General features: G+C 68.3%; 14 protein-coding genes. 7 read left to right on the top strand and 7 right to left on the bottom strand.

Annotated elements, in window-relative coordinates; translation table 11 throughout:
* Nucleotides 1-72: 72 nt before the first annotated feature.
* The 5 genes from XarbCFBP7408_RS05580 to XarbCFBP7408_RS05600 all read left to right on the top strand — a co-directional run bounded on the left by XarbCFBP7408_RS05580 (nucleotide 73) and on the right by XarbCFBP7408_RS05600 (nucleotide 4,786).
* Nucleotides 73-537: a hypothetical protein gene (locus XarbCFBP7408_RS05580; RefSeq protein ID WP_104562102.1), complete on the top strand. Its 465-nt coding sequence runs from the start codon at nucleotides 73-75 to the stop codon at nucleotides 535-537.
* Entirely contained in the window at nucleotides 530-2,269 is a 1,740-nt protein-coding gene (locus XarbCFBP7408_RS05585) for an ATP-binding response regulator (RefSeq protein WP_104562103.1), read from the top strand. Before XarbCFBP7408_RS05580 ends, XarbCFBP7408_RS05585 begins: the two co-directional genes overlap by 8 nt.
* The gene (locus tag XarbCFBP7408_RS05590) at nucleotides 2,256-3,083 is read left to right on the top strand and encodes an alpha/beta hydrolase (RefSeq protein WP_104562104.1); all 828 of its coding nucleotides are present in this window, start codon (nucleotides 2,256-2,258) and stop codon (nucleotides 3,081-3,083) included. The genes XarbCFBP7408_RS05585 and XarbCFBP7408_RS05590 overlap by 14 nt, the downstream gene beginning before the upstream one ends.
* A 147-nt stretch (nucleotides 3,084-3,230) precedes the next feature.
* Complete coding sequence (locus tag XarbCFBP7408_RS05595) at nucleotides 3,231-3,791, top strand: DUF1415 domain-containing protein (RefSeq protein ID WP_104562105.1); 561 nt, start codon at nucleotides 3,231-3,233, stop codon at nucleotides 3,789-3,791.
* 188 nt (nucleotides 3,792-3,979) lie between these two features.
* Nucleotides 3,980-4,786 (top strand): SDR family oxidoreductase, encoded by an 807-nt coding sequence (locus XarbCFBP7408_RS05600; RefSeq protein WP_104562106.1) that lies wholly within the window; start codon nucleotides 3,980-3,982, stop codon nucleotides 4,784-4,786.
* A 76-nt stretch (nucleotides 4,787-4,862) separates the two neighbouring features.
* Here the strand turns inward: XarbCFBP7408_RS05600 and XarbCFBP7408_RS05605 are convergent, their stop codons facing one another.
* A complete protein-coding gene (locus XarbCFBP7408_RS05605; RefSeq protein ID WP_104562107.1) occupies nucleotides 4,863-5,576 on the bottom strand; it encodes a pseudouridine synthase in 714 nt (237 codons plus the stop codon).
* Nucleotides 5,573-6,640 carry a class I SAM-dependent methyltransferase gene (locus XarbCFBP7408_RS05610; RefSeq protein WP_104562108.1) on the bottom strand — a complete coding sequence of 356 codons (1,068 nt, stop codon included), beginning with the start codon at nucleotides 6,638-6,640 and terminating at the stop codon, nucleotides 5,573-5,575. The genes XarbCFBP7408_RS05605 and XarbCFBP7408_RS05610 overlap by 4 nt, the downstream gene beginning before the upstream one ends.
* A gap of 193 nt (nucleotides 6,641-6,833) precedes the next feature.
* Here XarbCFBP7408_RS05610 and XarbCFBP7408_RS05615 point away from each other — a divergent pair, with 193 nt between their 5' ends.
* Entirely contained in the window at nucleotides 6,834-7,094 is a 261-nt protein-coding gene (locus XarbCFBP7408_RS05615) for a hypothetical protein (RefSeq protein WP_087962350.1), read from the top strand.
* Nucleotides 7,095-7,200: 106 nt separating this feature from the next.
* On the opposite strand, the gene XarbCFBP7408_RS05620 is transcribed toward XarbCFBP7408_RS05615, so the two are convergent.
* The 5 genes from XarbCFBP7408_RS05620 to XarbCFBP7408_RS05640 all read right to left on the bottom strand — a co-directional run bounded on the left by XarbCFBP7408_RS05620 (nucleotide 7,201) and on the right by XarbCFBP7408_RS05640 (nucleotide 11,921).
* Nucleotides 7,201-8,535, bottom strand: coding sequence for a PQQ-dependent sugar dehydrogenase (locus XarbCFBP7408_RS05620; RefSeq protein WP_104562109.1), 1,335 nt, complete (start codon nucleotides 8,533-8,535; stop codon nucleotides 7,201-7,203).
* 87 nt (nucleotides 8,536-8,622) lie between these two features.
* Nucleotides 8,623-8,931, bottom strand: coding sequence for a DUF3247 family protein (locus XarbCFBP7408_RS05625; protein WP_104562110.1), 309 nt, complete (start codon nucleotides 8,929-8,931; stop codon nucleotides 8,623-8,625).
* A gap of 127 nt (nucleotides 8,932-9,058) precedes the next feature.
* Nucleotides 9,059-11,092: a hybrid sensor histidine kinase/response regulator gene (locus XarbCFBP7408_RS05630; RefSeq protein ID WP_181106287.1), complete on the bottom strand. Its 2,034-nt coding sequence runs from the start codon at nucleotides 11,090-11,092 to the stop codon at nucleotides 9,059-9,061.
* 105 nt (nucleotides 11,093-11,197) lie between these two features.
* Nucleotides 11,198-11,488: a hypothetical protein gene (locus XarbCFBP7408_RS05635; RefSeq protein ID WP_104562112.1), complete on the bottom strand. Its 291-nt coding sequence runs from the start codon at nucleotides 11,486-11,488 to the stop codon at nucleotides 11,198-11,200.
* Nucleotides 11,475-11,921, bottom strand: coding sequence for a hypothetical protein (locus XarbCFBP7408_RS05640; protein ID WP_024940280.1), 447 nt, complete (start codon nucleotides 11,919-11,921; stop codon nucleotides 11,475-11,477). Before XarbCFBP7408_RS05640 ends, XarbCFBP7408_RS05635 begins: the two co-directional genes overlap by 14 nt.
* Nucleotides 11,922-12,176: 255 nt before the next feature.
* Between XarbCFBP7408_RS05640 and XarbCFBP7408_RS05645 the strand changes: the two genes are divergently transcribed.
* Nucleotides 12,177-12,752 carry a DUF3016 domain-containing protein gene (locus XarbCFBP7408_RS05645; RefSeq protein WP_104562114.1) on the top strand — a complete coding sequence of 192 codons (576 nt, stop codon included), beginning with the start codon at nucleotides 12,177-12,179 and terminating at the stop codon, nucleotides 12,750-12,752.
* The last annotated feature ends 190 nt before the right edge of the window (nucleotides 12,753-12,942 follow it).

Consider the following 12,942-nt stretch of genomic DNA (forward strand, 5'->3'; position numbering starts at 1 on the left):
GCGGCATGCCTGCCGCCCGTTACCCGGGCATCGGCCACGCGCGCGCCGGCGCGTTACGGATCTGATGCAGGCATGCGTGGCCTGCTCTCCAGCCTGTTGCAACGCGCGCGCCCGGCCACAGTGCCGCAGGCGCCGCCCGCTACCGGGACGGCCTGCGCCATGACGCACGCACAGCCACGCATCGAGGCCGGCTCGACGCTGCACACGCTGGCCGGGCTGGACCCGCTGGCGGCTGCCGCGTTTGCTGATGCGTTTGCGGCAGAAGTGCAGCGCGCCATCGCCGGCTGCACGCTCGGCCAGGCCGGCACCACCCAGGCGCAGGCACTGGAGCAGATCCATGCGCTCAAGAACACGCTCTCGCTGACCGGCTCTGCCCCACTGATGAACGCCTGCGACCAGTTACGCTGCGATGTCGACGGCGGCGAGCCCGGGTCCGCGCTTGCGCAGCGCTACACCGCGATTGCGACCGCGGCCGGCCTGTTGGTCGAGAATTACCGGCGCACCCTCCCCAACGACGACACCGGCCCCCATGCGTAGTGGATCCAACCGCGCGGCGCCCGGCCTGATTCTGGCCGCCCGGCAGCTGCGCAACGACAGGCTGGTGCGGCTGTTCGAATCGTTCCTGGAATATCGCGCCTGCGTCGGCCGGGTGATCGTGCAGACCATCGTGGCGCTGTGGTGCTTCGGCTGGCTGTACGGGCCGCAGCCGGTGCTGGTCAGGGATGCGCAGGCGGTCTTCCCCACCGCGGCGACGCTGTGGGTGGTGGCGGTGGTCTGGATGGTGCTGGTGCGACGCAGGATCATCCCGCCGGGCGAGTGGCTGGATGCGATCGGGTTCGCGATGAACCTGCTGTTCATCGGCATCCAGACCTATCTGGCCTTCATCCTGCTGATGTCGCTGAACGCCTTCCTGCCCTTCATCACCATCGCCGCGGTGGCGCGCTATGGGCAGAAGGCGACGCTGCCGGTGCTGCTCAGTACCTTCGTGCTGATGCTGCTGACCGCGCCGGCCGGCTACTGGCTGTCGCGGCCGGCCTACTTCGTGTATGCGGTGGCGCTGAGCGTGGTGCTGCCGCTGCTGGTGGCGCGCATCGTCAGCGCGATGCAGGAGATCGCCCTGCAGGCGCTGGCCTCGCGCGATGCGCAGAGCCGCTTCATCAGCACCATGAACCACGAACTGCGCACGCCGTTGAACGCGGTCATCAACTGCGCGCAGCTGATCGACAGCGACACCTTGTCGGCGCAACAACGCGAATTGATGCAGGCGATGACGGTCAATGCGATCGCGCTGCGGCAGCGCGTGAACGAAGTGATCGACGTGGCCAGCATCGACGGTGGCCGGCTGCAGCTGCACAGCAAGCCGCTGAGCCTGTTCGACGTGCTGGCCACGGTCAAAGCGGTGTGCGCGAGTGCAGCCTCGACCAAGGGCGTGGCGCTGACGCTGCGCAGCGATGCGGCGCAGACGCCTGACCTCATCGGCGACGAGGGGCGTATCGAACAGGTCATCACCAACCTGGTCATCAATGCGATCAAGTTCACCCCGGCCGGTGGATCGGTCGACGTGCTGATCGCCGCCACGCAGGTGCAGCAGCGCTGGGCGATCGCGGTGACCGTGACCGATACCGGCATCGGCATCCCCGACGCCCACAAGGCCTCTATCTTCGCGCCCTTCACCCAGCTCAGCACCGGTTTCAGCCGTGCCGAGGGCGGGGTCGGGCTGGGCCTGTTCATTGCGCTGTCGGTGTCCGAGGCGATGGGCGGCAGCCTGAGCGTGCGCGACAACCCCGGCGGCGGCAGCGTGTTTCGCTGGAGCTTCGCACTGGCCGCCGCCGCCGCGCAAGGCTGCCGCCCGCCGGCGCTGCGCGAGGCCCTGCAACGGCATGCCGAGACGGTGCCGCCGCTGCACTGCCTGGTGTTCGAGGACATGGACACCAATCGGCTGGTGATCGGCAATCTGCTCACCCGCGCCGGGCATCGGGTGAGTTTTTACAGCGATGGCAGCAACGCGGTGCAGCGCATCCGCGAGGCGGCGCCGGACCTGGTGTTCCTCGACCTGCACATGCCCGGCACCTCGGGCTGGGACGCGCTGGGGGAGGCGCGCGCGGCGATCGCCGCGCTGCCGCCGATCATCGTGCTGAGCGCCGACACCCGCACCGATTCGATGCGCGAGGCCACCGCTGCCGGCGTGGCCGGCTATCTGTCCAAACCGATCAACGCGCACCAATTGCTGGCCCTGCTCGCCGCGCATGCCACCCATGCAACCGGCTGACCTGAAACCGGGCAACGCGGCACGCCGGCACTGGCATACCGCCGCGCAGACGCGCACGCCGCTGGCGCTGCTGTACCTGCATGGGTTCACCGCCAGCCCGGGAGAAGCCGGCGAACTGCCCGAGCAGATCGCCGATGCGCTGGCTGCCAACCTGTACGTGCACCGTTGGCCCGGGCATGGCCGCAGTTCCGCCGATGCGATGCAGGGGCTGACGCCGACGGCGTTGCAGGCCTCGGCCCTGGATGCGCTGGCGCAGGCGCAGCACATGGGCGCGCGCGTGGCGATCGTCGGCTCGTCCATGGGCGCCACGCTGGGCTTGTGGCTTGCGGCGCAGCGCCCCGACGCGGTGGCTGCGGTGATCGCCTGGTCACCGGGCATCCGGCCGGCCGACCCGGCGCTGCTGGATCAGGTCTGCGCCGCGCAAACGCCAGTGACCGACCCACGCCCGCGCACCGCCGCGTCGCTGGCGTTCTGGTCCAGCACCATCCACCCGGATGGGTTCCGCGCGCTGCGCAGCCTGTTCGAGACGGTTGCCGCCGATCCACCGTGGCCACGCGTGCAATGCCCGGTATTTCTGGGCTATTACCGCGCTGCCAACGGCGAGGAGGATCCAACCGCCTCGGTGCCGGCGATGCTGGCGATGTTCGCTGCGCTCGGCACCGCGCCGGAGCACACCTGCGCGATGGCCTTCGACACCGGCGCGCATGCGATCGGCTCGCCGCACAAGACCCCGCGCGCCGATGCGGTTGCACAGGCATCGATTGCGTTTTTGCGTGCGCATGTCGGTGCAAATACGCACGCGGATGACACCTAGGCCGCGTCAGGGCAGCCACTGCTGGAGTTTTTCCTGCAGTCCGCCAACCGCTTCAGGTCACGCCGGCTTTGTGCTCCGCTGCACCGGCACAGGCGGCCGCGCCGGCAGCGATCGCATACACTGGCCCACCATCACGCCGCCGCCACGATGACGACCACGCCTGCCACGCTCGACCCGTTGACCGCCACCCGCCAGTGGATCGAGCGCGCGGTGATCGGCCTGAATCTGTGCCCGTTCGCCAAGGCGGTCTACGTCAAGGAGCAGGTGCGGCTGGTGCTCAGCGATGCCAGCACGCCCGAAGCGCTGCTCGAGCAACTGGCCGAGGAACTGGTGTTGCTGCGCGACACGCCGGCCGAGCAGATCGACACCACCTTGATCGTGCATCCGGACGTGCTCAGCGATTTCCTGGACTACAACGACTTCCTCGACAACGCCGATGCGGCGGTGGAAGCGCTGGACCTGGGCGGCGTGTTGCAGGTGGCCAGCTTCCATCCGGACTATCAGTTCGCAGGCGCGGCGGTGGATGACGTGGCCAACTTCACCAACCGCTCGCCCTACCCCACCCTGCACCTGCTGCGCGAAGACAGCGTGGAGCGTGCGGTGGCCGCGTTTCCGGACCCGGACGTGATCGTCGAACGCAACATCCAGACGCTGGAACGCCTGGGCCAGGACGGCTGGGAACGGTTGTTGAGCGCATCGCAGCACTGACCGCCGCATCGCATGCGGCAGCGCGTGCCTGAAACGCGTAGCGATGCCGGCGCACAGCGGCGCGGCATGACGCGATAACGGTGCGACAAAGCACCGGCATACATACGTCGCGCGCGGCGATCGCGTTGCTACGGCCACCACGGCGCCCGCGCTACAGTGCGCGCGACCTCACTGCCCTGGTGCGCCCGATGCCCCTGACCCCCGCCGTCTCCGCATGGAATCCCTCCCCATTGCAGGACCGCGTGGTGGTGATCACCGGCGGCGCCCAGGGCATCGGCCGTGGCATCGCGCAGGCGGTGCTGGGCGCCGGTGGCAGCGTGGTGATCGGCGACCTGGATGCCGATGCCGGCAAGGCCTGCCTGCAGGAGTGGGCATTGCCGCGACGTAGTGCCTTCGCGCGGTGCGATGCCGCGCGCCCGGCGCAGGCGGCGCGCCTGATCGCCACCGCGCTCACCCGCTTCGGGCGACTCGATGGCCTGGTCAACAACGCCGGCGTGGCCGATCCGCATGTGCCGCCATTGCCGCAACTGGACTGGGACGAGTGGAATCGCAGGCTGGCCAGCCTGCATGGCGCCTTCCTGTGCAGCAGGCAGGCCTTGCCCGCATTGGCGCAGGCCCAGGGCGGCGGTGCGATCGTCAACATCGCCTCCACCCGCGCCTGGCAATCCGAGCCGCATAGCGAAGCCTATGCCGCCGCCAAGGGCGGGCTGGTGGCCTTCACCCACGCCCTGGCGCTGAGCGAAGGCCCGCAGGTGCGCGTCAACAGCATCAGCCCGGGCTGGATCAGCACCGACGCCTGGCGCGCACCGGCGCGCCGGCGCACACCCAAGCTGTCGCGGCGCGACCATGCCCAGCATCCGGCCGGACGGGTCGGTACGCCGGAAGACATCGCGCAGCTGGCGGTCTATCTGCTGTCGCCGCAGCTGTCCGGCTTTGTGACCGGACAGGACTTCATCGTCGATGGCGGCATGTCGCGCAAGATGCAGTACGTCTGAGGCATTGCCGCGCAGGCGGCCTGCAGTAGACCGCGCAGGCCGGGAGCGCCGCAGGCGCAAGCACTAGCGGCGCGGCTCAGGCCTGCTCGCTGCGGCCGAACAACACCGCAAGATCTCCGGCCTCCAGCGCGCGCCATTGCCCGGACGGCAGACCGTCCAGCGCCAAGCCACCGATGCGGCTGCGGTGCAAGGCCACCACGTGATTGCCGGCGGCGGCGAACATGCGCCGCACCTGGTGGTAGCGGCCTTCGTGCAGGGTCAGGCGTGCCTCGCGTGGGCCGAGCACTTGCAGTTCGGCCGGCAGCAGCGGCTTGGTTTCGCCGTCCAGCAACAGCGTGCCGCTGGCAAACAGCGCCGCCTCGTCGCCGCGCAGGTCGTCGGCCAGGGTGACGTCGTAGACCTTGTCCAGCGCCGACTTGGGCGAAATGATCCGGTGCAGCAGCGCGCCGTCGTCGGTCATCAGCAACATGCCGCTGGTCTCCCGATCCAGCCGCCCCACCGGCGCCAGCACCGGTGCGCGCGCACGGAAGCGCGGCGGCAGCAGGTCGTAGATCAGCCGGCCGATGTCCTTGGTCGAGCAGGTGTAGCCGCTCGGCTTGTGCAGCAACAGGCTCAAACCCGCTGGCGGATCCAGCGGTTCGCCATCGATGCGGATCGCATCGTGCTCCACCTGGTCGTCGGCATACAGCACCTCGCCGGCGGCGTCGGTGACCGCGCCCTGGCGAAACAGCTGGGTCACCTGCTTGCGGCTGCCGTAGCCGAGGTTGGCGATGTGCTTGACCAGCTTCATGCGCGCGCTCCGCGGCCGCGGATGGCGGAAATCAGCTTGAAACCGTCGCGTTCGGCGGCCACGCGCACCTGCCCGAAGCTTTCGTTGAGCACGTACTCGTAGGGCAGATGCCGGTTGGCGACCAGCAGCAGCTGCCCACCCGGGCGCAGGGCCTGCGCGGCCACGGCGATGAAGCGCTGGCCGATATCCGGGCGATCGGCGCGCGAAGGCGTGTGGAACGGCGGGTTGCTGACGATGAAATCGTACTGCGCCCCCAGCCCGGCGGTGACGTCGCGCCAGTGGTACTGCAGCTGCGCCGGATGCGCGATGCCCTGCAGGTTGCGCCGCGCCAGGGTCAGCGCGCGCGCCTCGGCCTCGTACAGATCCAGCCCGGTGACCTTGGGGCAACGCGCCAGCACCTCGGCCGACAGATAGCCGAAGCCCGCGCCCAGATCGGCGCCGTGTCCGGCCAGGGTGCTCGGCAGATGCTCGACCAGCAGCGCCGAGGCAGGATCGATGCGGTCCCAGGCAAACACACCGGGGCGACTGACGAAGCGCCCGTCCAGAATGGGGCGCGGCGCATCCAGCGCGGCCCAGCGCGCCTGCAGCGCCGCATCGGTGTCGGCAGGCAGCGGCGCGCTCCAGTAGGTGCGGCAATGGTGCTTGGTCAGGCTGCCGGCCAGGCCGGTGAGCTGACGCAGATCCGCCTCGCCCGAGCGCGCGCCCTCGTTGTTGGACTGGCAGGCCACCACGCGGCCGCCCGGTGCGGCCAGCGCCACCGCGCGCGCGAACAGGGCACGCGCTTCCTCGCGTTGCCGCGGCGGCAACACCAGCACCAGGGCATAACGGGTGCTGTCGGCCTCGATCTCGCTCTCTTCGCGCACGTTCCAGCCATTGCGCTCCAGCGCCTCGGCGAAGGGACGAAAGCTCTGCTCGCAGGTCAGCGCATCGGCAGCCGCATGCTCGCGCAGCGGGAACCCGTCGCGCGCGCGCAGGAACAGCACCGGGCCGCTGGGCCATGGCAGCACGCCCTGGGCGAAGGGCAGAAACAAAGCTTGAAGCGGGGCATCGTGCGGGCCAGCCATCGGATCGTCGGGTCGGGAACAGGCCGCCATTGTAAGGGAGCGCTGCCTGCCGCCCGCCCTGGCGCCGGCTTGGGCGGGCGTTCGATCGGGTGACCTGCAGACGGCGCCGCCTTCCAATGTCTATACGCTGTATTGATGCGCACGCAACATCCGCCCGCCTAGGCTGGAATCACACCAATACCGGAGAGACGCGATGCGAGCCCTGTTCGTAGGTGGAGTGGTCGACAACAGCGAGATGGATCTGGATGACACCCCGCCACCGATGCACTACCCCGAAAACACCGGTGCCGGCCGGCCGCGTTATCGCCTGCACCAGGTCGGCGAGCGCGACGATGGCAGCGTCGCATATGCGGTGTATGGCGCCCCGGAAATGGCCGATGACGACATCAGCCGGATCACCGAAGAACGTGGTTATGCGCGGCGCTTCAGTGCCTCGCCGGAGCCGCCGCGCTGAGCGTGCGCGCCGTGGCGTAACCCCGCGCATGACTGCGGCATGCGCAAAAGACCGTGCCTGGACCCGGTTTTTTCGTTTGAACGCCTGGGCCAGCGCGTCGCCTGGATCAGCGCGCCCTGGGTGTCACCCGCCAGATCACATTGCCGACATCGTCGGCCACCAGCAGTGCGCCGGTATTGTCCGGGCTCACGCCCACCGGGCGCCCCTGCGCACTGCCTTCGGCATCCAGGAAACCGTCCAGCATGGTGATCGGCGTGCCGCTGGGCTTGCCATCGACGAACGGCACGAACAGCACCTTGTAGCCGCTGGGCGGGTCGCGATTCCACGAGCCGTGCTGGCCGATGAAGGCGCCCTGGCGGAAGCGCTCCGGCAGCAGGCTTCCGCTGGCAAAGCTCAGGCCCAGCGAAGCGGTATGCGGACCCAGCGCGTAATCGGGTTTGATCGCCTTGGCCACCAGCTCGGGGTTCTGCGGTGTGACCCGCTCGTCCACATGCTGGCCGTAATAGCTGTAGGGCCAGCCATAAAAGCCGCCGTCGCGCACCGAGGTCAGGTAGTCGGGCACCAGATCGCTGCCGATCTCGTCGCGCTCGTTGACCACCACCCACAGCGACTTGCTCTGCGGCTCCCAGGCGGTGCCGACCGGATTGCGCAGGCCGCTGGCGAAGACGCGGCTGCTGCCGGTGGCCGGGTCGATCTCCAGGATCGCGGCGCGGTTGAGTTCGGCCTCCATGCCGTTTTCGGCCACGTTGCTGTTGGAGCCGACGCCGACATACAGCTTGCTGCCGTCGGCACTGGCCAGCAGCGACTTGGTCCAATGGTGATTCAGGCCGCCAGGCAGATTGGCCACGAAGGTCGGCTTGGCGGTGATATGCGTCTCGCCGGGCTTGTACGGAAAGCTCACCAGCGCATCGGCATTGGCCACGTAGAAACGATCGCCGATCAGCGCCATGCCGAACGGGGAAAACAGGCCGCTGATGAACTGGGTGCGCACTTCGGCCACGCCGTCGCCATCGGCATCGCGCAACAAGGTGATGCGGTTGGCACTGGGCACCACGGCGCCGGCCTTGCTCATCATCGCGCCCTGCACCTTCTTGCGGATGCCGCCACCTTCGGCGTCTTCCGGCTTGGGCGGCTCGGCGGTCTCGGCCACCAGCACGTCGCCGTTCGGCAGCACGTAGACCCAGCGCGGGTGGTCCAGGTCGCGCGCAAACGCGGCAACCTGCAGGTCGTCGGCAGCGATCGGCTTGGCGTTCTCGGTCCAGCGCTTGACCGGCGCCACCTTGACGGTGGGGATCAGGCGTTTGACCGGCTCGGGCAATTGCGGGTTCGGCCCGGTCCCTTGTTCGATGGCAAGCGTGGCGGTATCGCCGCAGGCGGCGAGGATGGCGACGGTCATTAACGACAGCGGCCAGCGGGCGAGCTTCAACGCGGGAGCATTCATGGCGCGATCGATCCTGAACAGTTACGACAATCGGCCATCATGCCGTCAACGCCACGACGAGAAGTAAACACATCGTCAATGCGTGGCTCAGGGAGCGGCTTGCGGATCGCTGCCCAGCGGCAAGGGGTGCACTGCCACGATGCGGTCCATCCAGATCCAGTGCGGCTCCTGCGCGGCATCCAGTTGGTCGATGCGCAACTGGCCGTTGAGACCTTCGCGCTGCTGGTCGTCCAGGTAGGTCTGGATGCTCGGGCGCACAGCGACGGTGCCGCTGATCGTGCTGCCATCATCGAGCTCGACGCGCACGCGCTCCTGCCCACCGAGCAGCGACACCCAGTGTTCGAGCGTGGCGATCTGCACCTGTTCCGAATAGACATGCGGGGCGTATCTGGACATGGCGTCATCTCCATCGAGGGAGTGCACCACGCTAGGCCATCCGCCGTGAAAGAGGCAGCAAACAGCCTTTTCACCTGAACTACGGATCTGACGACGCAGTGGCGCGCCATCGGCGCCGCCTGCCGTCTCACTCCACCGATTCGCGCGCGGCGCGCACCGCAGTGACCAGTTGGGCGACGCTGTAGGGCTTGGCCAGATGTTCCTGGAAACCGGAATCCAGCGCGCGCTTGCGGTCGTCGTCGCGTGCCAGTGCGGTCACCGCGACTGCAGGCAGGGCTGCCGCATCCAGCCCCAGGTTCTCGCGCACGGTGCGGATCAGCCCGTAGCCGTCCATGCCCGGCATGCCGATGTCGGTCAACATCAGGTCGAAGCGCGCATGGCCGCGATGGTCGATCAATGCCAGCGCATCGGTGGCGCTGCCGGCGGTGACTACTTCGGCGCCCTGCTCCTCCAGCAGGCGGCGCAGGTAATCGAGCATGTCCGGCTGGTCTTCCACCGCCAGCAGGCGCAAGCCATTGAGCGCGCGCGCCTCGATGATCTGCTCGGACATCAGCCGCCGGCGCAACTCGCGCCGCGGACGCCTGGCCTGATCGGGAACATGCTCGGGCAGGCGCACGGTGAAGGTGGCGCCCTTGCCGCGGCCGCCGCTGGTGGCGCTGACCTGGCCGCCATGCATCTCCACCAGTTGCTGCACGATCGCCAGGCCCAGGCCCAGCCCGCCATGCTGGCGCGTGGTGGTGCCGTCGGCCTGGCGGAAGCGGCCGAACAGATGCGGCAGGAACTCCGCAGCGATGCCGTCGCCGGAATCGCGTATCGCGACCAGCAGGTGGCCGTCGTCGCGCTCGATGCTGACATCGATGCGGCCATGCGCCGGGGTGAACTTGATCGCGTTGGACAGCAGGTTCCACAGTACCTGCTGCAGCCGCGTTGCATCGCCGAGCACCAGACACGGCGTGGACGGGGCATGCACCTGCAGCACCTGGTCCTTGCCTTCGGCAGCCAGTTCCTGGGTGTTCAGGGCCTCGCGTACCTGTTCGGCCAGATCCAGCGACTCGACCTCCAGCTGCACCTTGCCCAGCAACATGCTGCTGAGATCGAGCATGTCCGAGATCAGGCGTTTCTGCGCACGGGCGCTGCTGGCGATCACCGACAGGCCCTTGTAGTTGGGATGACCTTCCTCGACCCGCTGCAGCAACAGTTCGCTCCAGCCCAGAATGGTGGTCAGCGGCGTGCGCAACTCGTGCGACAAGGTGGCCAGGAACTCGTCCTTCAGCCGCGCCATGCTCTCGGCTTCGTTGCGTGCGCTGCGCTCGGATTCGAGCAGCTGCTCGCGCGCCAGTTCGATCTCGCGCTGTTCGGTCACGTCCGGGCTGCTGCCGGCCAGGCCGATGAAACGCCCGTCGGCCGAGTAGCGCGGCGTGGCGGTCATTTCGATCCAGCGCCACTGCCCGTCGTGGCGACGCGCGCGCACCAGTGCGTGCAGGCCGCGCTGTTCTTCCAATGCGGTGGCCAGTTCGAACTGGAAGATCGACAGGTCGTCCGGATGCAGCAACTCGCTCCAGGCCGACACCGTGCCGCTGGAGATGTCGATGCCGAAAAATTCGCCATAGGCGCTGTTGACGAAGCGCACCACGCCTTGCGCGTCCAGCACCCACACCGGCATCGGCAGGCCGTCGGCCAGGGCGCTGAACCGCGCCTCGCTCTCGGCCAGCTCGCGCTCCACCCGCTTGCGTTCGGTGATGTCCATGAACAACACCGCCACCCGCGCCTGCTCCGGCTGCCCGACCCGGAACGCATCCACCGAATACCAACGGCGCAGTGCCTTGGCCTGCATTTCGAAATGGATGCGGTTGCCGGTGCGGGCGACATGGCCGTAGCGGTCGAACCATTCCTGTTCGTGATCGACCAGCATGCCGCGGATGGAGGCGTTCAGGACATTGGACAGGCCGGTGTAGCGCTCGAACGCGCCATTGGTCATGCGGATCACATAATCGACGGCCCGGTCGCCATCGAACACCATGTCGATAACGCAAAACCCCGCGTCAAGATTATGGAAAATCTCGTGATACATCCCCGGGTCGAGGAAGGGCTCGGCGAGGGCTGCCGGGTGGCCGGTGGCCAGATCGGGGCTGGTGGTCGAGGTGCTCAAATCGGAATCCAGGGATGGTGCCAGAGCGGATGACGAGCAGATGAAACCACGCCCGGTGTCGTCAGCGGGTGCACGGCCGGCCGGTCCGGTTCACCCCATGCTACCGGCTCTCGGCGGTCACCACAGCAGCGCCGCGCACAACGCGATGCAGGCCGCCAGAATCAAAATCCCGGCAATCACGCCGCGAAACAGCCACTCGCCTTCGCGACGTAATTGCTCGTCCATCCAACGCTGCGCTTCTTCGCGCCAGGCAGTGGAACGCGCGTACTCGGCGTCCAGCAACAGCAGCCGTACCCGCGACAGGCCCAGCTTGGCGCATTCGCTGCGGCAGCGCTCGCTGAAGCCATCCTCCCCGCTGGCGACCTGCGAGCCCAGCGGCAACTGCAATTCGAGTTCATGCCTGGACATAACGGGGGCGCTCCTGATCAAGCTCGTGTTCCAGCGCCATCCGCGCCAGTTGGGTGTAATTGGCGCGCGGACCCTGGCCGCGGCCGGTGAGCATTCCCTGGTAATCCAGGTCCTGCCAGACCCGCCCGGTCCATTCCACGCAATCCTCGGCAATCACCAGCATCAGCGAGTAGCGGTACTCCAGCCCGTTGGCGGCGGTGTAGGCGTAGACCGGCGGGAACTGCACCGCCACATCGCCCTGGCGCGCCAACGCGGCCAGATGCTCGCGCAAGGCATCGCGTGGCGAGGCTCCCGGCTCCAGGCGCAGCGTGCGCGTGGCCAGATCAAGGTCCACGTCGCTTTGCAGGGCGACGAAGGCGGCGGCCCCGGTGGCAGGGTTATGACCGTGCTGCTTCGCCCAGTCGATGAACTGCAGGCGCACGTCCGACGGCAGGTGTGCCGGCGCCGAAGAGGCTGACTTTGTGCGGAAGGAGTGGGTGTCCATGCTGGCGATCTTCCCGGCTGCGCCGTGAAGCGCAGGCGCAGGCGCAGGCGCGGTGAACCCGCCGTCATGGCGCCACCGCTGCGGATTAACCGTGTGGCAATGGCCGGCAAGCCCTTGCGCGGCAAGCGTTGCCGGCGGGCAGACGCGCCCCCACACTGCAGCTACGTCCGGTACGTGCACGTACCTTCCGCTTGGAGACTTTCCATGAAACGTTCCAGCCTTTGCGGCGCCAGCCTGTTGCTGGCAGGACTGCTCGCGGCAACCGGCGCGCAGGCACGTGTACGCAACGTCACCGACCCGCAGGCGCCGCGTGCGCTGACCGGCGACGGCAAGGTCGATGTGCGCTGGACCGACCCGGCGCAGTTTTCCGAAGTGCGCTTCAGCGGCAACCGCTGGGAAGCGCAGCGCGGCGACTGGGTGACCCAGTTGGCGACCTATTTGCAGCAGAGCGCCGCGCGCAAGCTGCCCGACGGCCAGCGCCTGAGCGTGACCATCACCGACATCCGCCGCGCTGGCCAGTACGAGCCCTGGCACGGGCCGCGCCTGCAGGACGTGCGCATCGTCAAGGACATCTACCCGCCGCGCCTGAGCTTCACCTACACGCTGACCGGTGCCGATGGCCAGGTGATCGACCAGGGCGAACGCAAGCTGGTGGATTCGGCGTTTCTGATGAGCGGCCCGCGCCTGACCGACAGCGACCCGCTGCGCTTCGAAAAGGCGATGATCGACGACTGGGTGCGCAAGCAATTCCGCGGCGACCGGAGTACCGCCGCGTTGTGAGCTGCCGCTTCAAGCCCTCTCCCGCCGGGGCGCCACGGCACGGCCTGCGCGCCACTGGCGCGCCTGCCCTGGTGCGCCTGCGCCGCTGGCGCAGGCTGGGGTGCGGAGCGGGGGTTGGGGTGAGGGTACGGAGCGAAGCCCACGTGTTGCTCCAGGTGCATGTGGCTTCGCACGTCCCCTCATCCGCCCC

The sequence above is a fragment of the Xanthomonas arboricola pv. guizotiae genome, from assembly GCF_002940205.1.
Taxonomy (GTDB): domain Bacteria; phylum Pseudomonadota; class Gammaproteobacteria; order Xanthomonadales; family Xanthomonadaceae; genus Xanthomonas; species Xanthomonas arboricola_C.